Source organism: Micromonospora sp. NPDC004704 (assembly GCF_053601675.1).
Map to the genome: position 1 here is coordinate 274,519 of NZ_JBSGCD010000001.1, position 26,828 is coordinate 301,346.

Sequence of the window (26,828 nt, forward strand, 5' to 3'; positions counted from 1 at the left end):
GAAGGGGGTCCCGTCGGGCTCCGTGGGCGGTACGCCGGCGGACCCGTACCTTCCCGGGCACGGGAACGCCGGCTACCGGACCACGCACTACGACCTCGACCTGGAGTACCGGACCGGTTCCGGTCGGCTCTCCGGCCGGGCGAAGATCTCCGCGACCGCCGACCGGGCCCGGACGGAGTTCAGCCTCGACCTGGGCATGTTCCGGGTGGACCGGGTTCTGGTCGACGGCGCGGCGGCGAGCTACAGCCATCGGGCCGGCAAACTGCGGGTCCGCCCGACGACGCCGTTGCCCGCCGGGACGCCGTTCACGGTCACGGTGCGGTACGCCGGGGTCCCCCGACCCATCCCGAGCCGGTGGGGTGACCTCGGCTGGGAACGACTCAACGACGGTGCGCTGGTCGCGAGCCAACCGACGGGGGCGCCGTCCTGGTTCCCGTGCAACGACCACCCGGCCGACAAGGCCACCTACCGGATCGCGGTCACCACCCAGTCGCGGTACGCGGTGATCGCCAACGGCACCCTCGTCTCGCACGAGGCCGGCGCCAACACCACCACCTGGGTGTACGAGCAGCTCGCGCCGATGTCCAGCTACCTCGCCACCGTCCAGATCGGACGCTACCGCCCGATCGACCTGGCGGTCGGTCCGGTGCCCCAGCGGGCCGCCGTGCCGCCACGGCTGTTCGCCGCGGCGCAGCACGACCTGGGCCGGCAGCCGGAGATGATGACGGCGTTCGAGTGCGTCTTCGGCCCGTACCCGTTCGGCGAGTACGCCGTCGTCGTGGTCGACGAGGCACTGGAGGTGCCGGTCGAGGCGCACGGGCTGTCCATCTTCGGCTCGAACCACGTGGACGGGCGGCGGGGATCCGAGCGGCTCGTCGCCCACGAGTTGGCGCACCAGTGGTTCGGCAACAGCCTGACCGTGGCCGACTGGCGCCACATCTGGCTCAACGAGGGGTTCGCGAAGTACGCCGAGTGGTTGTGGTCGGAGCTGTCCGGCGGCGAACCGGCCCGCGCTCACGCCGTCCGGTCCCGGGCCATGGTGTCGGCACTGCGCCAGGACCTGCGGCTGGCCGACCCGGGGGCGCGGCGGATCTTCGACGACCGGGTGTACCAGCGCGGTGCGCTCGCCCTGCACGCCCTGCGCGAGGTCGTCGGTGACGGGCCGTTCTTCACCCTGTTGCGGGAGTGGACGCAGGTCCACCGGCACGGCACGGTGACCACGGAGGCGTTCACCGCGTTGGCCCAGCGCCACACGTCCCGGCCACTCGACGGGCTGTTCGCCGCCTGGCTGTACGAACCGGCCCTGCCGCCGTCCTGACCGCGCGTCCCCGGTGCGTTCCCCGGCAGCGTCGGTGTTCCGGTCCACGGGGAACCCCTACCCGACGGGGGTCATGGCGGCGCCGACACGTTTGTCCCTGGTGTTGGTCAGGAAGGTGGTCGCCGGCAGCCGGCCGTCCGGTGACCTCGGCGCCACCGCCGATGCCGGGTCGGTGGTGAGCAGCGCGGCGTCGCTCCACCCGTCCTGGTCCCAGGAGTTGTCCGCCGCGTCCACCCCGTTGCCGAGGGTGGATTCGCGGCCGTTCCCGACGGCCAGGTTCTGGCGCAGGAGCGAGGTCGATCGCTCGAAGGCGAAGCCGGTCTTCCCGTTCCGGAAGGCCGTGTTGCCGCGCACCGTCAGGGCGCCGGTGTTGCCGCTCTCGGTGAACCCGTACCCGGCGTTGTCCCAGGCCGCGCTGCCGGTGATGGCATGGTCGACCGGACCGGGTCGGGTGCCTCCGCCGAGTTTGAACCCGTAGCCGTCGCCGTCGAACGGGGCGATGCCCCACCGGTTCACGCCGTTGCCGAACGACCAGGTGTGCTCGATCGTGACCGGGCTGGTGAACTCGTGCAGTCCCAGGCCGTCGTCGGCGTTCTCGTACAGCCGGCAGTTGCGCACCACGTTGCCGGTGCCGGAGCCGTACTCGATGCCCAGGCCGTCGGCGTACTCGCCGTTCGTCGGGTTGTCGTGGTTGCCGAAGAAGTCGCTGTCGACGACCAGGTTGCCGGTGGTGTCCCGGTCACGCAGCATGAGCCCGGTCTGGCCGTTGTCGTGCAGCGACACCGCGCGGAAGACGTTGTACGAGCACGATCGGCACACGTACGCGTGCTCGGGCGCGCCCCGTACCTCCAGACCCTGCACGGTCCAGTAACTCGCCCGCTGGGTGACGTACGACGCGCCGGCCGGGATGCCGGAGGCGTCGATGACCGGGATCTCGTCCCGGTAGTTGCTCAGCACGATCCGCTGGTCCGTCGTACCACTCGTGGTGATCTCGACCGATCGGGTCGGGCGGTACGTCCCGCCGCGCAGCGCGATGGTCTGGCCCGGCCGGACCACCGCCGTCGCCTTGCCGAGCGTGGCGAAGGGTCGATCCAGATCGCCGGGGTTCGTGTCGCTGCCGTCCGGCGCGACGTAGTACGAGGCGGTCGTGACGCCGTCGAAGCCGCCCACCGGTGGTGCGTTCGGGGCTGCCGGGGTGGCCGGATCCGGAGTCGGCGCGCCCACCGACCCGCCGCCGGTCGCTTCCGCCGACGGAATCGCGAGGTCGGGACCGCCGTCCTGATAAGGCGGGTAGGACACGGCGTAGACAAAAACCGTGGTTGTCGCGACCGCCACGACTCCGCCGACCGGCAGGAGGTGCGCCATCAGGTACCTGACGGCCCGCTGGACCAGGTCCCAGGCGCCACCCCAGACGGGCGCGACCGCCCCGCCGACGGTGGCCGAGACGCCGGCGGATCCGGCCAGCCCGGCGAGCATGGGCGCCAGGTTCGCGCCCGCGAGCAGGTGTTCGGCCGGGATGAGCTCCCGCTCGTGGGCGAGGCAGACCTCGCACCGCCGCACGTGCCGGCCGAGGTGCTTCAGCCAGCGCGGGTCGGACGGTCCGCCGAGCTTCGCCGCCGCCACGGTCAGCGCGGGGCATCGCGGGATCGCGTGCCAGGCCCGCAGGAGCGTACGGGCGAGGACGAGCTGCGCCTTCACCCGCTGGACGCGTACCGCCGCGTGGCCGGTGGTGAGGCCGAGTTCGTCGGCGAGGTCGGCCCGGGTGAGCATGCCGGCCGCCTCCCGCCACCACAGCCGCAGGACGCGCTGGTCCTCGGTGGTCAGCCAACGGGCGGCCTCGTGGGTCTCACGGCGTTCGCCGGACAGGTGGAGCCGGAACATGGTCGAGTCGACGAAGTCGCCGGCCGGGTCCGGCCACTGCGAAACGTCGCCGACCAGCGGCCCCAGCGCGGTCGCTACCCGGATCGAACGGCCCCGGTCCTGCATCTGGCGGTAGGCGATCGAGATGACCCAGGCCCGGAAGCACTCCGGATCCTTGAGTCCGGCGATTCCCCGTACGACGCGGAGCATGGTCTCCTGGACCACGTCGTCGACGTCGGAACTGCCGTGCAGTGCCTTGCCCACCACGTTGTAGACCAGCGGCATGGCCTCGGCCACCAGGGCTGCCAGGGCGTCCTCGTCGCCGGTGCGCGCCGCGCTGACGAGGGCGGGATCGACCGCCGTCCGCATGCCGACCACCTTCCTTCGTACCTGATCGCAATATTTACATGGATCGTGCTCTGAGTCGGTGCGGCTGCCGGCACGTGGATCAGGGCTGAGCGTGGCCTGCCTTCGTTGACGCGCGACCCGACCCCCGGATAACAGCAATCGGGGGTTGGCCACGCAGGGCGCGAAGATTTCCGACGTGATCTAGCAAGGACTCCAGGAACGCGCTTTCCTGAGGGAGTTCCCGACGCCACCGATCCGGTGGCGACTGCCCTCGGGTGCGCAGCGCCGTGCGCCACACGTGTGTGGACCCCACCCCACTCCACGCCACCCGTCCCAACCCTGGAGGTTCGTCATGTTCCCTCGTCCCTCGGTCCGCCGACGATGGGGTCGGTGGTCGCTGGTCACCGGCGCGGTCGCGGCGTTGATCGCCGGCACCATCGGCTTCAGCCACACGGCGCAGGCCGCCACCGTGTTCGGCGACAACTTCGAGGACGGCAACACCAGCGACTGGTCCAAGTCGGGCGGTACCTGGGCGGTCGTCGCAGACGGTTCCCAGGCGGTGCGGCAGTCCAACGCCGGCAGTGAGAACGCCCGGCTGTTCAACGGCTCGACCAGTTGGACGGCGTACACCGTGCAGGCCCGGGTCAAGCCGCTGAGCCTCGCCTCGGGCGGCCACGTCGGGCTGCTCGCCCGGGCCAGCGGGTCCACGACGTTCTACCGGCTGGCGCTGCTGCCCGGCAACCAGGTGCAACTGCAGGCGGTGAAGGGCAGCACGGTGACCGTCATCGGCGGCGTCTCCCGTACGGTCGCCACCGGCACCTGGTACACCCTCGCGATCGAGGTCAACGGCACCACCGTACGGGCGACCGTGGACGGGACCCAGATCGCGCAGGGGTCCAGTTCGGTCTCCGCCACCGGCCGGATCGGCCTGCAGACGGTGTACGCCACCGCCACGTACGACGACGTCTCCGTCACCACCTCGGGGACCACCCCGCCGACGGCGAACCCGACGACGACGCCGAACAACCCGCCCACCACCTCGGCACCGCCGCCCACGACGACCTGGCCGACGCCGACCGGCAACGCGCCGGTCAACAACGGCACCATCCAGGTGACCGGCACCTTCGACGGCGGGATGCGTCGCTACTGCTGCATCGGTGACGGGGGCCAGGGCGAGAGCCAGGATCCGGTCTTCAAACTCGCCGCCGGCGCCACCATCCAGAACGTCATCCTCGGTGCGCCCGCCGGTGACGGCATCCACTGTGAGGGCAACTGCACCATCCGCAACGTCTGGTGGGAGGACGTGGGCGAGGACGCCGCCACCTTCCGCGGCGGCACCACGTACAACGTCATCGGTGGCGGCGCCCGAGCGGCGTCGGACAAGGTGTTCCAGCACAACGGCTCCGGAACGGTGCACATCACCGGCTTCTACGCCGAGAACATCGGCAAGCTCTACCGCGGCTGCGGCAACTGCTCCACGTCGTACCAACGTCACGTGGTCATGGACAACGTGACGGTGCGCAACGCCGACGCCGTCGCCGGTATCAACACCAACTGGGGTGACACGGCGCGCTTCACCCGGATCACCATCTACGGCGACGCCACCGTCTGCCAGAAGTACCGCGGCGTGTCCAGCGGCAACGAACCCGTCCTGATCGGCGAGGGCGCGGACGGCGTCAACTGCATCTACAGCAGTTCCGACATCACCTACCGCTAGCCGAAGCCCGGCTGGTGGCGGTCGCCCGTCCTCTCCTTCCCGGCGACCGGCCACCGCCACCAGCCGGCCCGTGGACCAGCCGCGGCGCCAGGAATCGCCTTTCTGCGGCCGTGTGCCGATGGCCCGTACCGTTCGGAGGTTTTGGAATGGATCGACAGGACGTTCCGCGATCACGACGCCGGCGCTGGCAGTGGGTTGCCGGCGCGGTGGCCCTCTTCAGCGTGGCGGCGGCGATGTTCGGCCAACTGGCCTTCGCCGCCACGTTGTTCAGCGACAACTTCGAGGACGGCAACGCCGACGGATGGTCGAAGTCCGGCGGGACCTGGGCGGTGGTGACCGACGGGTCCCGGGCGTTGCAGCAGAGCAACGTCGGCAGCGCGAACGCCCGCGAGTTCAGCGGATCGACGAGCTGGGCGGCGTACACCGTCACCGCTCGGGTCAAGCCCACCGCGTACGGATCGGGCGGTCTGGTCGGGCTCCTGGCCCGGGCCAAGAGCTCGACCACCTTCTACCGGCTGGCGTTGCTGCCCGGCAACCGGGTCCAGCTCCAAGTGGTCAACAGCGGTACGGTGACCGTCCTCGCCGACGCCACCCGCACCGTCTCGACCGGAACCTGGTACACCCTGGGGTTGACGGTGTCCGGCAGCAACATCACCGCCACCGTGGACGGTGCGGTGGTCGGCTCGGGCACCAGCGGTGTCGCGGCCACCGGTCGGATAGGGGTGCAGACCCTCTACGCGACCGCGTCCTTCGACGACGTGACGGTCGGGGACACCGGTACGACAAATCCGACCCCCACCACGGCCGGCCCGACTCCCACCAGTACCCCGACCTCGGCACCGCCGACGAGTCAGCCGCCAACGAACTCCCTGATCGTGGCTCCGAACGGCAGCGATGCCAATCCCGGCACCGTCGCCGCGCCACTGGCGACCCTGGGCCGGGCGGTCAGCCTGGCCACCCCGGGCACCACGATCGCGCTGCGCGGCGGCACCTACCAGTTCAGTACCAACGTCCAGATCATGAAGGACGGAACCGCCGCCAACCCGTACACCATCACCAGCTACAACGGTGAGAAGGTCATCCTGGACGGGGAGAACCTCCCGCACACCCCCGCGCCACTCAACGGCAGCATCCCGAACGCCGAACGCGGCGTGCTGCACATGGAAGCCGACTACTGGCGGATCCGCGACCTGGAGATCGTTCACGGGCCGTACGCCATCTTCTGCCGCGACTGCAACAACAACGTCTTCGATCGCCTGGTCACCCGGGACAACTACGAGTCGGGTCTGCAGATCCAGGGCGCCGCGAGCAACAACCAGGTGCTCAACCTCGACAGTTACGGCAACCGTGATCCGCGCAAGAACGGGGAGAGCGCCGACGGCCTGGCGATCAAGGAAGGCGGCGGCAGCGGCAACGTCGTACGCGGTGCCCGGCTGTGGAACAACGTCGATGACGGCTTCGACGCCTGGCTGTTCACCTCACCCATCCTGATCGAGAACTCCGTCGCCTGGGGCAACGGTGTGGACCGGTGGGGCTTCCCCGACTTCGCCGGCGACGGCAACGGCTTCAAGATGGGCGGCGGCGACCCCGATCCGCCGGCCAACCACGCCATCCGCAACAGCATCGCGTTCGACAACGCCCAGGGCGGCTTCATCGACAACGGCAACCCCGGTTCCATCCGGGTCGAACGCAACACCGCCTGGCGCAACGGCGACGGTGGCTTCAAGTTCGCGAACTCCACCTCGGTCCTCACCGCCAACCTGGCCGTCGCCAACGGGGCCGGTGTCTCCCTCGGCTCGTCGACCGGCAGCGGCAACTCCTGGGACATCAAGAGCACCTGGAGCGCGGCCGACCTCGCCAGTACCGATCCCGCCACCATCACCGGACCACGTAACCCCGACGGCAGCATCCGCACCTCCTCCTTCCTCCGCCCGATTGCCTACCCCAACCTCGGCGCACAGATCTGAACCCGGGTGCCCGTCGGTGCAGGCGTCCACCGCCCGGCGAGCCACCCGGCTTCTCGAACCACCACCCAGCTTCTCGAACCACCACCCAGCCTCGAATACGAAGGTGAGACAAGATGAGACGACCAGTCGCACTGCGACTCCAGGCGGCGCTGGCCACGGCGGCCGTCGGGGCCGCGATCGTGGTTGCCCTGCCGACACCCCAGGCATCGGCCGCGGCCGGCAGCGCCACCGGCTACGCCACGCAGAACGGTGGGACCACCGGCGGCGCGGGCGGACAGACGGTGCGGGCCACCACGGGGACCGCGATCCATGCGGCCCTGTGCGGTCGGGCCAGTAGCAGCACCCCGATCATCATCGAGGTGACCGGGACGATCAACCACGGCAACACCACCAAGGTGTCGGGCGACAGCTGCAACACCGCCGCCGGCGTGATCGAACTCAAGCAGATCAGCAACGTCACGATCATCGGGGTGGGCAGCGGAGCCGTCTTCGACCAGTTGGGCATCCACATCCGCGACTCCAGCAACATCATCATCCGGAACGTGACCGTACGGAACGTCAAGAAGTCGGGCTCGCCCACGTCCAACGGTGGTGACGCGATCGGGATGGAGAGCACCGTCCGCAACGTCTGGGTCGACCACGCCACCCTGGAGGCCTCGGGCGGGGAGTCGGAGGGTTTCGACGGCCTGTTCGACATGAAGGACGACACCCAGTACGTGACCCTGTCCTACAGCATCCTGCGCAACTCCGGCCGTGGTGGGCTGATCGGGTCCAGTGAGAGCGACCGCGGGAATGGTTTCATCACCCTCCACCACAACCTGTACGAGAACATCGACTCCCGTACGCCGTTGTTGCGTGGCGGCATCGCGCACATCTACAACAACTCGTACGTGAGCCTGCACGAGTCCGGCATCAACTCCCGGGCCGGGGCGCGGGCCAAGGTGGAGAACAACCACTTCAGGAACTCCAAGGACGTCCTGGGTACCTTCTACACCGACGAGGCGGGCTACTGGCAGGTCGCCGGCAACATCTTCGACAACGTGACCTGGTCCAGCCCCGGCAGCGACAACAACCCCGCCGGCCCCAACCCGCAGTCGAACACCACCGTCAGCATCCCGTACTCCTACAGCCTCGACGGGGCGAACTGCGTGCCGGACATCGTCCGCCAGACGGCGGGTGCCAACACGGGTCTGCAGGAATCGAACGGCAACTGCTCACCGCAGACACCGTCGCCGACACCGACCCGCCCCACCCCCACGCCGACCACTCCCACCACGACGCCGCCGACTCCGACTCCGACCGCGCCGACTCCGACGCCGCCCAGCGGGATGAACCTCAGCATCGGGGCGGGCTCCGACGGCTCCAGCAAGGCCAGTGGCACCGGCTACGGCGACGTACGCGACGGCAACCTGGGCACCTACTGGTCACCGGCCGGCTCGACCGGCGACATCTCGATCAAGTGGGGTTCGGCCACCACGGTGTCCCGAATCAACATCCGGGAGGCGTCGGGCGCCGTGGGTTACATCGGGTCATGGCAGGTCATCAACCACGGCACCGGTGCCGTCCTGACCTCCGGCAGCGGTGCGGGCGTCATCACCTTCCCCTCGACCTCCCTCAGCAAGATCACCTTCAGGATCACCAGCTCGACCGGCACACCGAGGGTCGCCGAGTTCGAGACCTACGCCGGGTAGCGGCACGGTCCCGGCGCCCGTCCGGGATCACCTTTCCCCTGCACCCACCGGGCGGCATCCCCGCCATGGCGACCGCTACGGATCATCCGGGAGGGGTGGGAGCCGTCGGATCGGACGGCTCCCACCCCTCGGTCCCGACCGTCGCCGATCGCGTGATTTCGGGCCGTGCCAGAAGGCTCGCCGCCTAGGATTTCTGTCGTGACCTACCTCGGCAGCGGTGATCCCACCCGGCGACGGACTGACTACCGCCCGACCTGGCTCAACGAGCTGGCCGACGACGTGACGATGGAGGGTGCGGTGCTCAACGGCGTCGTACGCGGCGCCGACGCCGTGCGTACGCTGTTGGCCCATGCCCGGACCCTGTACGAATACCAGGAGTTCGTGTTCGTCGGGGACTACGGGACGAATGGTTTCGTCGAGGACTACTCGTCCCGGATCCAGGGCCAGCCCATCGGCAACATCGCCGTGATCTACCGGAATGAACGGGGACAGGTCCAGCGCCTGGTCATGAACCATCGGCCGCTGCCGGCCGTACTGCTGTTCAGTCGCCTGATGGGTGAACATTTCGAGGGCACCCCCTATGCCGAGTTCTTCGCGTCCTCCTCGGCGGGCAGCCCGTAACACATCGACCGGAACCTGAGCACCCTGGACGCCGTCCGGCGGATCGCCGCGCAGCACCGGGCCACTCCCGGTCAGGTGGCTCTGGCATGGCTGCTCGCCAAGGCGCCGGACGTGGTCCCGATCCCTGGCACCCGCCGGGTGACCTACCTCGAGGAGAACACCGCCGCCGCCGACCTGACGCTGACCCCGGACGAGGTGGCGACCCTGGACGTCATCAGGGTGACGGGTGACCGGGAGGGTGCCTCGGCCAGGGAGGCCAAGAACTGGTTCGACGGTCTCACCCCGCCGCTGAAGGCCTGAACCGTCACCGTCACCCCACGTGCCGTACGCGCGGAGGACCGCCCTCTCAGTGGCGCGGTCCTCCGGCGGCGGCCCCGTTCAGCCCTGCGGGTTGAACGGAATCCCGGCGGGCATGGACACGTTCAGCAGGTACTCGAACGAGCCGTCCTTGATCTTGATGGTCGCGGAGCCGAAGTTGGCGTTCATCAACCTGTCCCGCAACTGGGTGCTGGGCCACCCGTTCCAGTCCACGACGGGCGGATAGCGCCAGTTGTGGTAGTGATTCTCCGGCGGGTCGTCGCTGGCGTTGGCGAGCCGGAAGAAGTGCGTCGACGCGCCGTCCTTGTGGTAGACGACCTTCGGGTGCGACCCGTCGAAACGTACCTGTGAGCGGGGGTAGGTCCGCTGGCTGCTGTGCTGGGTGGTGGTCACGTACTCGACCTGGTTGGACGCCTGGTTGACCCAGGAGATGACGTGCTCCCAGTCGTGCCGGTGGCCACCGAGGCCGCTGCCGTGCACGGCCTGGTCCTTCTCGAAGTAGCTGGCGTAGACGATCGCGCACCAGCCGTTGTTGCACTTCGAGCGGGCGTACGTCTGCGAGTTGTCCAGATCGGACTGGTCCCGGCAACTGCCGTTGATGGCCCCGGTGGTGTTCAGACCGGGGTTGGTCGTGCCGTCCGGACTGATGGCCGCGACGGCGTAACACCCGTCGCCGTCGTAGTCGTAGGCGGGCGAGAACGACGCCTCGTACCCTCCGGCGTTCGCGGGCAGGTTCTGCAACGGATCGGCGAAGGCCGGAGCTGCGGGGATCAGGATCCCGAGGGCGGCCACTGCGGCCAGGATTCGTTGCAGGGGACGACGGTGACGGCTGACGAACGTGCCGGGTGACCGGGCCGCAGAGGACCTGGGTGCGGCAGGTGACGGGGGTGACACGGGTTCCATTCCTCGCCTCTCCTGGAATCGACGCGCTCCGGCCGGTTCACCCGCCGACGCGTGATCACCTGTATTTCACAGAGTGGGCCTGGGGTCAATGTCCAGATAAGAGAAGAAAGCATGAACTGCGAGCGTAGGCCTTTCTGCGGCCACGGGGTCGGCCGGCCGGGCATCGTACGCCGACCGGCCGACAACCGCGATCAATGCGTCTCCGTTGTCTCCTTCCGCGTCTCCGGTCGGCCCGTCATCACCTGACGGTTGCCTTGGCGAGCTTGGCGGCCTGCTTGGTGACCCGGCTGTGCTCGGCTGATCTGACGTCGTAGATCGTGGTCGCGACGTCGCGCGGCGCTCCCTTACGCAACGTGATCGCCTGCCCCCGTAGCCGGCGGATGGTGTCCTCGGCCCTCTTGCGGAGGTTGTCCTTCGTTCCCCAGTCCTCGTTCGCGAGCGCGCTCGCCGCGTCCTCCAGTGCCTGTACGGCCTTGGCCCGTGCGTCGGGGTCGGCGAGATCATCCTGGATGAGTCCGGCGGCGTCGTTGAGGGAGTCGCCGTCGAAGTTCTTGCTCTTCGGCCCGCCGGAACGCTCGCCGTGACCGCTGCGGTCGCCCGCGTCGAGGGTGGCGAACGGCAGCAGGTTGCGGAAGCTGAGGAAGGCGGTGGCCGCCCCGGCCACGTCGGTGGCGCTGAGCACCGCCGCCGCCTGGGTGAAGATGTCCAGCAACTGGCCACCCTCCAGTTGGTCGGCGGGCAGCAGCCGGTCCAGCTTCATCACCTCCGACCCGAGGTCCCGCAGCGTCTCCTTGGACAGCGCCTCGAGCGCGGCCGCCTCCCCCTTCGCGCCGGCGACCATCGCCTTGAGGGCGTCGACCTCCACCGTCCACGCCGTGGTGTGCGAGCCCATGCCCGCGACGCCGGTCGGCGCGGCCGCCCGTCCGTTGACCGAGAGCGGATCGGGGGCGCTGCTGTCGTAGGTGACGACCAGTTCCTCGTTCGAGGAATCGACGATCCAACTGTTCCGCGTCGCCGGCGTCGGTGTGGAGCCGATCTCGGCGTACCTGGCGGCGACGGCCTGGGTCAGCGCGATCATGGGTGGGGTGCCGGTCGCCTTCGGCTCCCCGTCCTTGGGCAGCGGCGGCGGGAACGCTCTGGCCATCTCCGTGGTAAGCCGGTCGAGTGCGGCCCTGCCGGCATTGGCGGCGGCCTCGGCGTCGGTGTCGGCGGTCGGGCCGAGGAAGCCCGAGACCGTCACCGCCCGGGGGTACGAGGTGGCCACCGTCCGTTGGTGTTCGTGCAGCAGGTTGGCGAGGATGAGGGAGGCACGGGGTATCGCGTCGCGCGCCCGTTCGACAAAGTCGTCAACCGCGGTAGCCGCCTCGCTCATCGCCGGGTTGAGGGCGATCCGTCCCTTGACGATGGTGTTCCGTCGGGTGCTCAGCCGGGCCTGGTTGTCGCTCCAGAGCAGGTTCGCGCTGCCCCTGATCTTCAGCGCAGCGCGCATGATCGCCGGCTCCGTGGTCGACAGCCGGAGTTCGTCGGCCAGCTTTTCGATCGCCCGAGCCTCGTCCTGCGCCTGGGACCCATCGGAGTGTCTGGTCATCTCCGCGTCAAGGCGGGCCCAGAGCGCCTTGAGCTTGTCGTGGTCGGCCTTCACCGTGTCGACCAGCGTGGGGTTGAGCACCAGCCAGGCGTCCGACTCGCGCATGGCGGCGTCGAAGGCGAACATGCCCCACAGATCGTCGCGCAGGCTCTTCGCCTGCTCCGGGTCGGGCGCCAAGGTGGCGCCCGCCAGCGGCCCGGCGCCCTCGACGGCGAGGATCCGCTTACGTTTCGCTGATTCCGCCGATCCCTTCGATCCCCGCTCCGACGCCGCCGGCACCGTGGCGAACGGGAGGTAGTTGAGGTAGGCGAGGTGGTGGGCGATCGCCTGCGCGAGCGCGGTGGCCGCTGCCGCGTTGTCGCCGCGTTCGGCCGCCGCCGTCGCCGTGTCGAGCTGGGCTGTCGCCTGCCAGGCCCAGTGTTCGAGCGGGCCGACCCGCCGCTCCCGGTCGGGCAGCATGTCGAGCAGCCGCATGCCGGCCGAGTCTGGGTCGGCCATCCACGACTCGGCGTGCTCCTGCGCTGTCCGGAGCACCTCGACCGCCTCCTCGACCGGGAGGCCGTGGACGCTGGCCCGGACGGCGTCGACCAGGGCCGACCAGGCGACCGTGTGGTCTCCCATCGGGCCGCCGAACGGGGAGGGTGTGCGCTGCTGGGAGCTGATGGACAGGTTCTTGACGTTGCCGTCGTCGTCGAGTACGACCAGCGGCTTCATCCGTACGGTCGCCATCGCGGGCAGGTCGTGGTGCGGTCGCGGCGTCAGCGACGCATCCGGCAGATTCTCCTCGTCCGACTCATCCGATTCGTCCCCGGAGCGGTCGAGTCCGGACGGTGCCCGGGTGAGCGTCAGGGTCTTCGATCGTTTGGTCTGCGGTAGCGACAGATCCCGCCCGGTGTCGGTGTCCGTGTCGCGGTCGGAGAGGTCCACGCCCGACAGCGACAGCGACAGGTCGGAGGTGAGCGATCGGTCCAGCCGGGTCGGGGTGCTCGTCCGGCGGAGCGTGTCCCCGGTGTCCATCAGGTCGGGCTTGCGGGCGGAGCCCGAGTCGCTGTCCTTCAGGGGGGTACGGCTGGGGGTCTTGCGCTTGCCGGTGGTGGTCTTCTTCCGCTTCAGCGGCACCGCCGTCTCCTCTCGGATCGGTCCGCACTCAGGCGGTGGCTCGGTAGTTGACGATGAGTTCGAGGTTGGCCAGTTCCGCCGGTTCGCCGTCGAGGGCGAGGCTCAGCCCCGACCCGTCGGCGGGCAGGGTGAGACCGGGAGTGGGCAGCAGGCGGCCGTCGGCCAGCGGCAGGTTGCGGTTGTCGTTGAGCAGGAACCGGGCGCTGCCGCCCTCCTCGTACGCGTAGGCGGCGTAGATGCCGGTGACCTGCCGACCGGACATGCCCGGGAACCAGTCCGGGGTGAGCGGGAGGATCACCCACCGGTCCTCGCCACCGAGGAACCGTTCCCACTCCTGCGGGAACTCCGCGGCGACGTCGAGGTAACGCGACGCCGGGTAGGGCTTGAGCAGACCGCGTACCGCGCTGGTGAAGACCTCGCCCCCGTTGTCGGCCGTGTACCGGAGGGTGAGTTCCACGTCGCCCGGCTCCTGTGGCGGCCGACCGCCGGTCAGCGTCAACCGCCAGGTGGAGACGGCGCCCGTACCCTCGAACGGCAGGTACCGGTCGTCGTCGTAGCGCAGCTCGAACAGGCCGTTGTTGTCGTAACCCTCCGGCACGTCCGACAGGGCGATCTGCTGGTCGGCGCGCCAGTCGAAGCGCAGCGACGCCGGTGGGGTGCCCTGCGGGTCGAGCAGGTGCTTGACCGCTCGGGGATCGGGTTCGAGGACGGTCTTGTGGCCGGTCTGGGTCAGCACCGCGTTCAGCCGGGTGACCGCCCCCTCGGCGTCGGTGAAGGTGACGGCGACGGTACGGATCTGGCGCCGGTAGTGGCCGGGGAAGTCGCGGTCGAACAACTCCTCGGTGAGCGCGAACTCGCACACCCCCTCGGTACGCAGGCGCAGCAGCGCCACCGCGTCGAGATCACGCAATGACACCCGTTTGGTGATCTCCATGCCCCGGCTGTGGCTGTCCGCGTACGCCTTGCCCAGCCGGTCCAGGTCGAGGGTGAGGCTCTCCCCGGCGAGCAGACCGTTGCGCCGGGTCTCCCAGTACGCCGCCTTGACGTACGCCACCGTGCTCTCCGGCACGCCACGCTCGAACTGGAAGGCGCGTTCGGCCGACCGGGCGGTCTCCTCCGCCAGCCCGTACGCCTGGAAGTACAGGGCACCGAGCCGGGTCGCGGTCCACTGGAACAGCTCGGCACCGGTGAACTTGTCGCGCAGGAACGCGGCGACCTCCTCCTGGTGGGCGGTCTGCCGACCGAGGATCTCCAGTTCGCGCTGGATCATGACGAGCTGGTACTCGGCGGCGGCGACCTCCGGCTCCAGTTGGGCCAGGTCGTTGCGGGCCATGTCGAGCTGGAACTGCCAGTCCTGCTGCGCCTGCTCCTGGTCGGAACGTACGCCGAGCAGCTCACCGACGACGCTGAGTCCCTCGCCCAGCGACTCGGCGATCTCGGCGGCGTTCTCCAGCGAGTCGCCGACCTGCTTGCCGCCGTACTCGGTGCCGAGGATGAACGGGCCGACGAGGACCTGCGGGGTGGCGTGGGCGACCGAGGCGTAGATCTTGAGTCCGCTGGCGACCAGGTGCGCCGTGGAGGCCGCCGCCATCGCGGTGAGCTGGGCGATCTGGAGGGCGGACAGCCCGTCGTCGAGCACCCTCTCGTAGTGGGCGATCCGCGCCAGGGCGGAGTCGCGTGCGGCTCGCGCGGAGCGCAGTCCCGCCTCGGCGGCACCGACCTGCGCCTCACGGGCGCCACGGGTGAGGGCGAGGATCTCCCCCTCCTGCCGGGTCTGGAGCAGGTTGAGCTGCTCGGCGTCGCGTCGGTCCAGAGCGCCCAGCAGGTCCTGCCCGAACTGGCGCAGCCGGTCGGCCAGCTCCTGGGCGCGGCGGAACACGACCGCGAACCGCTGGTGCGGTACGGGCACCGCCGTGCCCTGCAACGCCGCCTCCACCCCGACGCCGGAGGCGACGCTGCGCACCAGGTCGGCCGGGTCGATCGGCGGCGCGAACAGCGGCACCGGACGGCTGATCCCCATGATGTCCAGCGACATCCGGATCTTGCGGAGCCGGTCCGCCACCAGGTCCCAGTAGTCGCCGAGCGCGGTGTTGCCGGGCACGTGGAAGTAGGCGTCGGCGACGCTGGCGTGCACCGCCCCGGCGCCGTCGAGCATCGCCCCGCCGGCGGTCAGCACGGCCAGCGGGCCCTCCGGTGACCAGTGGCCGTCGAGCGTCCCGTAGCTGCGCGATTCCGTCAGCGGCCGGGGCCCGGCCACGTCCGGGCGTACGCCGAGCAGGTCGTGGGCGAGGATGTAGAGCATCCGTGCCTCGTCGATGCTCTCCGGTGTGTACTGGCGGAACAGCAGGTCCGCCCAGTCGAGCAGGTTGTCGATGTAACCCATGACGGTGGCCCGCCGGTAGGCGATCGGGCGCAGTTCGGCGATGGCGTGCGGGTCGAAGGGGTCGTCGCGGTAGGCGTCGAGCATCCGACCCCGGTCGCCCATCAGGTCGTACTGGCGTTGGAGTTCCTTCGCGACGGCCAGCGCCTCGTTCAGCGGGACGAGGTCGTCGGGGGAGGGCAGGCCGGGCGGCGGCGTCACCGTCACGGCCGCGACCTCGGCCAGCGCCCGCCGGTCGGCGGTGGTCAGCTCGCGTACGCCGTGGAAGACCGGCGCCACCGACCGGAGCGTCTCCAGCGTCGGGCCGAGCCGTCGCTCCAGCGCGCCGGTGTCGGCGCCGATGCGCTCCAGTTCGGCCAGGGCGCCGGTGAGGTCGTCGGCGAGGGCGGCCGGGTCGACGGCGAGGAAGGGCAGGAACCGCCAGTACCGGTCCGGCCGGGTCGGGTCGAAGACGTACTCGTACCAGACCCGCGCGTCCTCGAACCGCTGGGCGCCGTTGAGTGCCTGCGCGATGAGCAGCGGAGCGTGGAAGAAGATCTCCCAGTAGTAGATGCCGTTGGCGCTCTGGAAGTCCAGGTGGGCGCTGCCGGGCAGCCAGGCCGGGTTGACCCTGCCCGGCCGGACCCGCACCGTCGTCGCGTCCGAGAGGTCGGTACGGAACGCGGGCAGCTCGTCGGTCTCCTGGGTCGCGGTGTCCAACAGTCCCGCCACCCCACCGGCCAGCAGTCGCTGGTTCAGCTTGTACGCCGTACTCGTGGTGAGCCGGACGATCTCGTGCTGGAGCGAGGCGAACTCGTACGGCCGGGGCACGGTCGCCGAGCGCGGATACGTGACGTACGTGGTGTCGAGGAACAGGAAGAGATCGGTCGCCGCGTCGAGGGCACCGGTGATCCCGGTCGGCAGGTCGCCCCAGTGGCCGGCGATCCGGGTGAAGGCACCGAGCGAGCCGAGTTCCCCACCGGCGGGTACCGCGGCGTAGACGTCACCGCTGAGGGCGTACCGGCGGTCGCCCTGCTGGAAGACCGCGTCGAGCGGCCGGGCCAGCGTACGCGGATAGCCGTCGTCGACCAGGTCGGGAATCGTGCCGTCGGCGCCGAGCGTGTAGCGGACGTACTCGGTGCCGTTGGTGAGGTGGAGCCGGCCGCCGTCGACGTAGCCGGCGTCGACCGACCACCAGCGGGCCAGCAGGTCGACCTGCGGCGGCGGTTCCAGCGTGCCCTTGGCGGGCTTGTGGCCGGCCTTCACCGCGGCCTCCAGGAAGGAGGCGCCCAGCCTGCCGAGCAGTCCACCGGCGAACCGGTTGAGCAGCGAGATCCGGTCGGCCTCCGGCAGCGCGCCGGCCTCCCAGCCCCGGTCGACGGGACGCAGGGTGTTGAGGTCGGTCGAACTCACCCAGCCCTTCAGGTCGGCGGAGAAGAAGTACTCGACCCCGTTGGTCCCGGTGTACGCGTAGTCCACCTTGTTCCAGCGCGGCAGTCGCTCGGTGTTGGTCTGCAGGTCCTTCGGGTATCCGGCGTCGGCCGGGGCGGTGAGACCGTTGGAGTAGCGCAGGTACTGGTTGCCGGAGAAGGCGAAGACCTGGTCACCCCGGGTGAGACCGGCGTCGACCACGCCACTGCGGGTGATCGACCGTCCGGTCCGGCCCCACCGGCCCGAGATCGGCGAGCTGGGTCCGGAGCGGCTGCGGCCGGGGCGGATCAGGACGTACCTCTGGGCGGTGTTGTCGAAGAAGTAGCGGGAGCCGTCCGGTAGCTCCACGGCCGCGTCGATCCGGTCCCACGCGGGCAGGATCTCGGCGCTGCCCCGGATCGGCGCCGGTGTCGGCGGATCGGCCGGTGCCGGCACGACCGGCCGGCAGAGGAAGCTGCCGCCCTTGTGGTCGACACTGAACCAGGCGCCCTCGGTGAACGACGCGGGCGAGCTGAACCAGACCACCCCGAACGGGTCGATGCCGCCGGGCTCGTCGAGGATCAGGCTGAGGTCACCGGTACGGGGCGGCTCGCTCGGGATCCCCTCGACCGGGACGGTGTACAGCTCGGGGGTGAGCGCGAAGGCCGCCCCGGTGATCTCCCCGGCACCGGTGGTCGCGGTGTAGGTCACGACGATCGCCTGGTGGTCGCCGGACCCCGACTGGCCGGGCAGCGGGCCGGAGCGTACGGACAGGGCGACGTTGCCCAGGCCGTCCGGGCGCGGCGCGCCGGTGGCGAGGACCTGGGCCGGCACCCACTCCTGGTTCAGGTTCCGGAACGAGAAGTAGATCTTGACGCTCTGCTGCACGTCCGGGGCACTGACCTGCTGGGTGTCGCCGGTCTTCTTCGCGATGATGGTGGTGGAACCGGTTCCCTCCGGCGTGACCGTCTCGATCGTCGCCCAGAAGACGAAGACCCGGTCGAACGCGTGCACCGGGTACACCTTCTCGGCGTCGATCTGCACGTCGACCTTGAGCCACGGCCCCCAGGTGGCGGAGAGCCGGTCCCCGTCGCGGAACGTCGCGCCCCGGTAGTAGTACCGCCGGGGACTGGTCCGGGTCCGTCCGAACAGGACCAGCGACCGGCTCCCCTCCGCCGCCTCCCGCGCCGCGTAGACGTAACCACCCGCGATCGCGAGCCGGGACACCTCGGTGTACTCGTCGAGGTAGCGCTTGTACGCCGCCTGCGCCGCGCCGGTGGTGACGCCCGCCTGGAGCAGGTCGCTCTCCAGCTGCAGGAACGCGGGTGTCTTGGTGTCGCGCAGCTCGGGCCGGAGGTAGTTCTCCGGGTAGAGGAAGACCTTCCGGTTCGCCTCCCAGGTCCGGTAGTTCTTCATCCAGGCCCACCACCGCTTGATCCGCAGCCGGGCCTCGTCCTCGTCGCGGCGGGTCGGTGCACCCACCGGCTCCAGGTCGAGCAGGTAGCGGTGCAGGTAGAGCTGCGCGGCGGCGATCGCCTCCCGTACCCGGGAGGTGGTGCCCTGTGCGCCCATGTCGACGTCGACGAGCAGCCGTTCGAACAGCGTGCCGGGGGTCGGCGCCGCGACCGGGGCGAGCACCGCCGAGGCGAGCGCGTTCCGGCGTACCGCCGCCAACTCGTCGTGCAGCCGGTCGGTGAGCACCGCGAGGTCGGTCGCGGGCAGCGTCTCGGCGAGCAGGCCGTGCAGCGCGACGACCGCCCGGTCCAGTGCGGCGGCACGTTCCGGTCCGCCAACGGCACCGGCCGGGCCGTGGATCTGCGACCAGATGTCGGAGTGCAGGCGGGACGGACCGGTGCCCAACCGGCGGGCGAGCGCGAACAACTCGCCCAGCTTCAGCACGAACTCCAGCTCGAAACGGTCCTCCTCGCCGGGCGCGGTGGGCAGGAAACCACCGTGCCGTTTCACCCACCGGATCTCGTCGACGTCCCAGCCCAGCAACTCCGCCAACCGCTGGTACGGATCCTCCACCGCCGGACCGGCCGCGAGGACGACGGCCAGGCTGCCGTCACCGCTCCCGTGCGCCAACCGGGCGAACCGGGCGATCGTGTGTACGTCGCTGAGCCGGTAGTCGGCCGCCTCCGAGAACCGGTGCCGGATCTCCTGGGGGAAGGTCCGGTCGACCGTCTCGTACCAGCCGGTGGAGTAGCGGACGTACTCGTCGCCCCGGAGCAGGTAGGTGGCGTCGTCGAGGCTGAACGCGCCGTCGATGCCGGCCTCGAACGCGGCGGGCAGGTCACCCCAGTCGTCCCTGATCGTGCGCGGGTGGCCCGGGTCGACGTACCGCAGGTCGGTGCCGCTGTAGCGGACGAACTGGCCACCACGGAAGGCGTACAGGGTGCCGTCGGGGGCGACGAAGGCCGCGTCGACCGGTGTCCCGGGCGCCTCGAACTCGTTGCGTACCCGGCCCCACAGCTCGGCGGCCGGTCGCACGACCGGGGTGGCGGCGTCGGCGCGCAGGTAGTTCGCTCCCCGGAACAGGTGCACGCCGCCGTCGGCGTCCCGGAACGCGGCGTCGACACCGTCGCGGAACTGCACCGGCAGCTCCGCCAGCTCCGGCGTGCCGGACTGGCTGAACTCCCCGGCGAGCGAGGACTCGATGGTCCGCGGGTAGCCCTCGTCGACGAAGGTGTGGTCGGTCCCGCTGTACCGCACGTACTGGTCCCCGGAGAACAGGTACGTCCGCGTCCCGACCACCATCGCCGCGTCCACCTTGCCGGTGTCGACCACGGTGTTGCGGACCCGGCCGAGGGTGGCCAGGTCGTACGTCGCGTACGCGGACCGGGAGACCACCTGACATCCGCCACCGGCGAACAGGTAGACGTGGCGACCGTTCGCCACCACCGCGTCGACACCGCGTACCGCCGGTGTGTCCTCGAAGGACTCCGGCAGGTTGCGGAACGCCTCCTCGGTGCGCAGGTTCGCCGCGATCGGCCGGGGGTAGCCCGGATCGGCGTCCCGGTAGTCGGTGCCGGTGTAGCGGGCGTACCGGTCGCCGCTGAACAGGAACGTGGCCCCGCCGACCGGGTCCACCACGGCGGCGTCGACCCGCTCGAAGGCGGGCAGGCCCCAGGCCGTACGCACCTCGACCGGGGCGGTGAAGGCACGGTCGGTGTACCGGGTGTACCGCTCGCCGAAGAAGAAGTGGGTGGTGCCGTCACGGCCGACGAACGCGGTCCGCAGGGTCTCGTCCGGCTCCGGGTCACGGCCGTACCCGCGCCACAGCAGACCGATCGGCTGCGGGGCGGACCAGGCCCCGGTCGGGCCGGTGCGCTGCACGTACCGCTCGCCGCGCAGCAGCAGCATGGTGTCGCCCTCGACGATGACGGCGGCGGGCGGGCCGAACCCCGGCCCGGCCGCCCAGAACCCGGCGTCGGCGGTGCCCGGTTCCCCGTCGGGCGTCGTGTAGTCGGCGCCGGAGTAGGTCAGGTAACGCATCCTGCCGGTGTGGTCGGCCGGTTCGAACAGGTAGGTCGTCCCGTTGTACACGTAGGCGAGTGCCACCGCGCTCAGGCCGCCCCAGTGGTCTGCGACCGGTCGCGGTCCGCCGTCCGGCTCCCGCGTCGGGTAACCCTCCCCGGCGTACGTCACGAACTGGTCGCCGCTGAACACGTAGGTCCTGCCGTCCCGGCCGACGAGGACCGCGTCGACCACACCGTCACGGGTGATGTTGTCGCGCGGCAACCCCCACGTCTCGGCGATCGGATAGTCGCGACGCAGCCGTACGTCGTAGCACCCGGTGCCCTTGAACAGGTAGGTGGCGCCGCCCGGTGCGGCGAGTACGGCGTCCAGGCCGGTCGCGAAGGTCTCCGGTACCCCGCGCAGGACCCGGGGCCGGACGGGGACCGTCGTCGGAACCTTCGCCTCGATCGCACCGAGCCGGTGCCAGTGGTCGCCCTCGCCGACCAGCAGCGCGCCGTCCTCGACGAAAGCGCAGCCCACACCCGTCGGTCCGGCGTACTGGCGGTAGAGGACGTCGGAGACGACGTGGCAGCGGGAACCCTCGAACAGGTACACGTTGCCCCGGTCGGCGAAGGCCGCGTCGACCCGGGTGAGAGCCACCGGCAGCTTGCCGAGCCGTGGCTCCCCGGCGAGCGCGGACAGTGGGCGGGGGTAGCCGTCCTGCACCGTCGCATAGGTGCTGCCCTCGTACCGGAGATACTGCTCGCCGGAGAAGAGGTAGGTGTGGGTGCGGGTGACCTCGACGCCGTCGACGGTCTCGACCACGTCCATGACCAGCGTGGCGTCCACCCGCCCGGTCCGGGCCAGGTTGTTCGGCACCCGTCCCCAGGCCGTCGCGACCATCGCCGGGTAGCGGTCGTCGATCCGGGTGTAGTCGGCGGTGGAGTACCGGACGTAACGGTCGCCGGAGAAGACGTACGTCCGGCCGTCCCGGCCCAGGAACGCGGCGTCGACCCGGTCGAACGGGAGGCTGTCCCAGTGCTCCCGCAGCGTCCGGGGTTCGGACCACCAGCGCCGCCGGGCGTCGAAGACCACGAACCGGTCGCCGACGAACAGGTACGTCAGCCCGTCCCGCCCGGTCAGTACGGCGTCCACGTCGGCGAGCCCGGCGCCGAGCGCCACCGGCAGGTTCCACCACCCGTCGCTGAGCGGACGGGGATAGCCGGCGTCGGGTGTCGCGTAGTCCCGGGTCGAGTAGCGCACGTAGTACGGGGTGTTGTCGTCGCTGGCGACGGTGAGCCGGTCCGGCCTGGACCGTACGGTGAACCGGGCCCCGCGCTCGTCCGTCAGCCGCCACACCAGTGGTGTGCCGGCCGCCTCGACCCGGGCGTCGGCCGTGAACGACACACCGTGGTCGGCGAACCGGCGGCGCAGCAGCGGCGACAGCCGGCCGCTGTCCAGCCCCGACCGCCAGTCGGCGGGTACGTCGAACAGGTCGCCCGCCACCCCGAAGAGGTAGGTTCGCCCGTCCAGGACGAACGAGGTGCCCACCTCGCGCAGACCGCCCCAGTCCCCGGCGATGCCGCGCGGGTAGCCGAGGTCCGCCATGGCGTAGTCGGCGCCCGAGTAGCGCAGGTAACGCCCGCCGCTGAACACGTAGGTGTGCCCGTCCAGGCCGGTGAAGGCGGCATCGACCGTCCCGTCGACCAGCACCGGCCCGAGCACACCCCAGCGCTGGGCGGTCGGCACCGGTTGCGGGTCCCGCCCGAGTGCCACGGTCCGGTCGCCCTTGAACAGGTTCGTCACGCCGGCCGCGTCGACGAACGCCGCGTCCAGACCGCTCTCGAAGCCCGCCGGCACGCCGGGGAAGTGCGAGGCGATCCGCCGGGGGTAGCCGTCGTCGGTGCGCAGGCCGTTGTTCTCCAGGCCGTCGTGGTGCCGGACCACCAGGTCACCGGCAAGCAGGTAGGTGGCTGCGCCGTCGGTGTAGGCGGCGTCGACCCGGTCGGCGAACGGCGGCGGGGTGTGTCCCCACACCTCGGCGATAGGGCGGGCCTCGATCTGGTTTCCGCCCGAGGTGCCGATCGTCAGGGTGCGGTCGCCGGAAAAGAGGTGCACCCGGCCGTCCCGGTCGTGGAACGCGGCGTCGATCGCGCTCGTGAACGGTGCCGGCAGGTCGGCCTCACCCGCCCACCACTCGGTGACGGGGCGGGGAAAGCCCTCGTCGACAACCGAGTGGTCGGCGCCCGAGTAGCGGACGTACTGGTCGCCGGAGAACAGGTAGGTCCGGCCGTCCGCGTCGACGTACGCGGCGTCGATCCGTTCCGGGGCGGCGAAGGTGTTCCGTACCGTGCCCCAGGTCTGTTCGGTCGCCACCCACCGGGTGCTGCCCGGCTGCCGTACGAAGGCGCGGGAGGCCCCGGCGGTGTCCCGGCCGATGATCCATTCGGTGCCGTCCGGACGGGTGAGGGCGGCGTCGACCCGGCTGAGCGCGCCCAGGGCGGGGGAGAGTTCGGTGAGCGCGGCCGGCAGGTCGTCGAGCAGGGCCCGGGTGGACGCGGCGTACCGGTAGTAGCCGGTGTCGACAAAGAGGTAGATGGTGCCGTCGGCGCTCTGCAGCAGGGCGTCGAACCGGTCGACCCCGGTCGGCAGCGCCACCGGCTCCGGGAACTTGCCCGCGAGGTCCTGGTCCCGGAAGACGACCTCGACCTCGGTCGGGTCGAGGTCGAGTTTTGCCGCGAGCCGGGCGAAGCCGCGGATGCGGCGGTAGGTCAGTCGGGCGCGGGGATCGTCGGCCACCGTACCCGGATGGTTCTGTTCCGCCGGCTGCCCGAGCAGCGTCTCCAGCGCGTCCACGGAGTCGCCTGCCACCGCCCGGGCGATGCCGTCGATGGTCTCGACGGGTACGCCGAACGCGTCCCGCAGTACGGCGAGCAGGTCGGCGGACTGGCTCTGCGCGTGCCCGTCGAGCGTGGCGGTGATCTCCCCGATGCCGGCGGCGAGTTCGAGCGCGACCCCGTGCAGCAGGTGGAACACGTCCTTGCCGTAGTCCTCCAGGCCGGTCAGGGCGAAGTCCAGGGCGTTGCTTGCGGTCCCGAACCAGGCGATGCGCCCGCGCGGGAGGGTCAGCCACGGCTCCAGGTCACCGGCTTGCACCAGGAGCCGGATCAGCCCGTCGCGTTCGTCGGCATCCAGTCCGAGCCCCGTCAGCGCCTCCGGGTCGAGCACGTACGGCCGCTCGTCGCGCTGGATCGCCGCCAGCCGGTCCACGATCATCGTCTGTTCGGCCGCCGGGAACGGGCCGGGGATCGGCGGAAGCTGTTCCGGCGTACCGAGCAGGGGCTTGATCTCCGGCCTGATCATGGCCTGGTCGAGGAATACACCGTCGAGCGCGTGGACGACGCGGGCGGCGATCGCGGTGTCGGCGAGCGACCGGAAGTCGTCGACGGTGAACGTGCACAGCTCGGCCCGTACCGCGGCGATCTGCGCCTGCATCGCGGCCAGGATGTCCTCGCGGTAGGCGTAGAAGTCGAGGGAGAGGTCCAGGTCGTCCCGGCGCAGCCCGGCCAGGGCCTGCTTGTCGCGGTAGTGTCCGAGTTCGTCGAGGTACCCGTTGAACCGCAGACTGGCGAGCAGATCGGCGACCCGTCCCTCGTCGAGCGGCAGCCCGACGAAGGTGTCCGGGCCCAGGTCCACCGCAACGGTCCGGAACCGGTCGACCCGTTCGCGCAGCGCGTCGAGCACTGCCGGTGCGACGTCGTCGAGGTCGGCGTTGACCACGAAGTCCGTGGCCCCGTCCTCGTCGACGAAGAGGTCCCGGTTGACGATCTCGCCGCCCGGCTCCAGATAGCCGTGGTGGACGAGGTTGTCGTACAACTCGTCCCGGGCGGTCTGGTCGAGGTCGGGTAGCTGCTGGAGGTCCGACGGGTAGAGGAAGGCGGCGGCGGCGGCGCCGCCGCCGTCGTCGCCGTCGGACGGGTCGGGGCCGGCCAGGCCCAGGTCACGGATCAGGGCGAACAGGGGCTCGCGCTGCGGCTCGAAGTCGCGGGCCAGCGGCGGCGGGTCCCCGGCCAGGGCGGTCTCCGTCAGCGTGCCGTCGGCCCGCAGGTACCCGGCCAGCACCAGATTCGTGAAGATCTTCGTGGCCAGCCGCTCGTCCAGGCCGAGGCCGAGAAAGTCCTCCGCGGTGACCGCGCCGAACTCGGTGACCGCGTCGTAGGCCGCCACCTCGACGGCCTCGGCGTCCAGCCGCAGCAGCCGCGCGTCCCGATCGGAGACCACACCCTCGTACGACGTGAGCACCTCGTGCACGACCCGCGCGGCCCGGTCGCCGAACCGGGCCGAGACGAACAGTTCCGGGGTGAGCGCGACCTCGTCCAGCCGGGCCCGCAGCGCGGTCAGCACCGAACTCCGCTCCGAATCCTGGGCGCCGGTGGACCCGCCGGGGAGGAAGTCGGCGAGGTCCGCCGTGGTGAGGCCGCTGTCCCGCAGCCAACCGACCACCGCGGTCAGGGTCTGCGCCAGCCACAGGCTCGACGCCGGATCCGGCGCGTCCAGGATGCGGTGGCTGTCGCGTACGGTCGGGCCGCTGTCGAGCAGGACCGGGAACGTGGTGTGCCGCCACAGGGACGGGTCCCGGTCCAGGACCGACAGCAGCTCGAACAGCTCGTCCACCGAGATCCCGAGCGCCGTGGTCAGCCGGCTCACCCGGTGCAGCAGGGAGAGCGCGCCGAGCCCGATCTCACCCCGGTCGAACGGGCTCGGCTCCTGCGGGGTCAGCGCGTAGTGCTCGCGCAGGGCAACGACGGTGGCGACGAGGTCGGCCTCGGCCATCGCCAGCGCACCGGCCAGCCGGCGACGGTACTCCCGGTTGGCGGGTGCCAGCAGGTCACCGGTGCAGATCAGCTCCGTCCGTCCGGCCGGCGCGGCACCGGGCCAGGGCCAGATCAGGCTCCGCTCGATTCCCTCGGGGCCGGTGTCGAACGTACGACCGAACAGGTCCGGTGAGTTCCCGTCGGGGCTGATCCCGATGGTGTCCATCGGCGCAGCCAGACTGCACACCACCTCGACCGGCAGGCTCAACTGGTCGCGCAGCCGCAGCACGACGGCGAGTACCCGCAGCGCGTCGCCGTCCAACCGGTTGCCGCAGCAGCCGCGCAGCACCAGGTCGAGCTCGGTCAGGGTCAGGCCGGTACGCCGCGCCAGCCGGACGAACCGGCTCACCCGTTCGAACCACTCGACCGGTACGGCACCGTCGCCGACCAGCCTCGTCTCGTCGGCGTCCAGCCCCACCGGCGTGCCGCCGTGGTGGACGAAGAAGACCGACGCTTCGGCCCGGCCCGGTGCCAGGTGCCCGAACAGCAGCTCCCGTACCTCGGCCGAGCTGAGGCCGGTGGCCCGCCGGAAGCGGTCGAGCGTCTCCAGGTCGGCGAGCGACTCCTGCTCGGTGAGTCCGTAGAACGCGCGCACGTCGGCCTCGGTGGGCCGCGCGACGGTCATCACCTCGACCTCCTCCGGCGACAGGCCCAGGTACTCGCGGGCCACGATGTCCGGGTCGGCCGGCACGGCGAACCGCCGGTAGAGCTCGGCCGGGGCGACGCCGAGCCGGGTCAGGTACCGGCGGAGCCGCTCGTCGGCGAGGGAGAACGGCTTGTCGAAGGGGAAGCGCATGGTCCGCAGCCGCTCGTACGGCTCCGCGCCGACGAGGCTCTCCAGGATCTCGTTGACGATGTCCAGGTAGGGCTTTTCGGTGAGGGTGTTCTGGGCGTCGAGAAGGATGTCCTTGATGTCCGGCCGGCGAGCGAGCAGCGAGGCTCCCTCGACGTTTTCCTCCAGGAGCCGGAGCAGGTCGGCCAGGTAGGCGGCGGGGGAGTAGACCGCCCGCGACTCGTCCGCCGGCCGCAGATCCAACTCGCCGAAGAGCAGTTCGTAGTTCGGCAGGGAACCATCCCTCGACATGACGTACCTCTCGTCCACGGCGCCAGCCGTCCCGGGGCGCGGGGCAGCCCGCGCGATAACAGGAAAATGTGTCTCGGGGCGGAACTGTGCCGCCGTTTACCACCCTGCTGTGCTCATGCCGATGGGGCGCCGATGGGCTGCGGTCAAGCAGCTCACCTGCGCTAATGGACCGTGGGGTGGCCGGTAGGACCG

General features: G+C 70.7%; 10 protein-coding genes. 6 read left to right on the forward strand and 4 right to left on the reverse strand.

Annotation, left to right across the window (positions count from 1 at the left end):
- The first annotated feature begins 22 nt into the window (after positions 1 to 22).
- Positions 23 to 1,318 (forward strand): M1 family metallopeptidase, encoded by a 1,296-nt coding sequence (locus tag ACWEFB_RS01205; protein WP_452281050.1) that lies wholly within the window; start codon positions 23 to 25, stop codon positions 1,316 to 1,318.
- A gap of 57 nt (positions 1,319 to 1,375) precedes the next feature.
- Here ACWEFB_RS01205 and ACWEFB_RS01210 read toward each other — a convergent pair whose 3' ends face one another.
- Complete coding sequence (locus ACWEFB_RS01210; protein WP_452281052.1) at positions 1,376 to 3,547, reverse strand: sigma-70 family RNA polymerase sigma factor; 2,172 nt, start codon at positions 3,545 to 3,547, stop codon at positions 1,376 to 1,378.
- Positions 3,548 to 3,878: 331 nt separating this feature from the next.
- On the opposite strand from ACWEFB_RS01210, the gene ACWEFB_RS01215 reads away from it, so the two are divergent.
- The 5 genes from ACWEFB_RS01215 to ACWEFB_RS01235 all read left to right on the forward strand — a co-directional run bounded on the left by ACWEFB_RS01215 (position 3,879) and on the right by ACWEFB_RS01235 (position 9,822).
- Positions 3,879 to 5,243 carry a pectate lyase gene (locus ACWEFB_RS01215; protein ID WP_326558472.1) on the forward strand — a complete coding sequence of 455 codons (1,365 nt, stop codon included), beginning with the start codon at positions 3,879 to 3,881 and terminating at the stop codon, positions 5,241 to 5,243.
- 146 nt (positions 5,244 to 5,389) lie between these two features.
- Positions 5,390 to 7,210, forward strand: a complete 1,821-nt coding sequence (locus tag ACWEFB_RS01220; RefSeq protein ID WP_452281054.1) for a right-handed parallel beta-helix repeat-containing protein — start codon at positions 5,390 to 5,392, stop codon at positions 7,208 to 7,210.
- A gap of 113 nt (positions 7,211 to 7,323) precedes the next feature.
- Entirely contained in the window at positions 7,324 to 8,901 is a 1,578-nt protein-coding gene (locus tag ACWEFB_RS01225) for a pectate lyase family protein (protein ID WP_452281056.1), read from the forward strand.
- A 198-nt stretch (positions 8,902 to 9,099) separates the two neighbouring features.
- Positions 9,100 to 9,522: a hypothetical protein gene (locus tag ACWEFB_RS01230; protein ID WP_452281058.1), complete on the forward strand. Its 423-nt coding sequence runs from the start codon at positions 9,100 to 9,102 to the stop codon at positions 9,520 to 9,522.
- 15 nt (positions 9,523 to 9,537) lie between these two features.
- Positions 9,538 to 9,822, forward strand: a complete 285-nt coding sequence (locus tag ACWEFB_RS01235) for an aldo/keto reductase (protein ID WP_452281402.1) — start codon at positions 9,538 to 9,540, stop codon at positions 9,820 to 9,822.
- Between the two features lie 78 nt (positions 9,823 to 9,900).
- Here ACWEFB_RS01235 and ACWEFB_RS01240 read toward each other — a convergent pair whose 3' ends face one another.
- The 3 genes from ACWEFB_RS01240 to ACWEFB_RS01250 form a co-directional block, all read right to left on the reverse strand.
- On the reverse strand, positions 9,901 to 10,632 hold the full coding sequence (locus ACWEFB_RS01240) for an NPP1 family protein (protein WP_452281060.1): 732 nt from the start codon (positions 10,630 to 10,632) through the stop codon (positions 9,901 to 9,903).
- Positions 10,633 to 10,981: 349 nt separating this feature from the next.
- Positions 10,982 to 13,450, reverse strand: coding sequence for a hypothetical protein (locus ACWEFB_RS01245; protein WP_452281062.1), 2,469 nt, complete (start codon positions 13,448 to 13,450; stop codon positions 10,982 to 10,984).
- Between the two features lie 28 nt (positions 13,451 to 13,478).
- Positions 13,479 to 26,636 (reverse strand): hemopexin repeat-containing protein, encoded by a 13,158-nt coding sequence (locus tag ACWEFB_RS01250; protein ID WP_452281064.1) that lies wholly within the window; start codon positions 26,634 to 26,636, stop codon positions 13,479 to 13,481.
- Positions 26,637 to 26,828: the final 192 nt, after the last annotated feature.

Coding starts and splice junctions, on each gene's coding strand:
- ACWEFB_RS01220 (WP_452281054.1), top strand. CDS start 5,390: ATGGATCGACAGGACGTTCCGCGATCACGACGCCGGCGCTGGCAGTGG.
- ACWEFB_RS01225 (WP_452281056.1), top strand. CDS start 7,324: ATGAGACGACCAGTCGCACTGCGACTCCAGGCGGCGCTGGCCACGGCG.
- ACWEFB_RS01250 (WP_452281064.1), bottom strand. CDS start 26,636: ATGTCGAGGGATGGTTCCCTGCCGAACTACGAACTGCTCTTCGGCGAG.
- ACWEFB_RS01215 (WP_326558472.1), top strand. CDS start 3,879: ATGTTCCCTCGTCCCTCGGTCCGCCGACGATGGGGTCGGTGGTCGCTG.
- ACWEFB_RS01210 (WP_452281052.1), bottom strand. CDS start 3,547: ATGCGGACGGCGGTCGATCCCGCCCTCGTCAGCGCGGCGCGCACCGGC.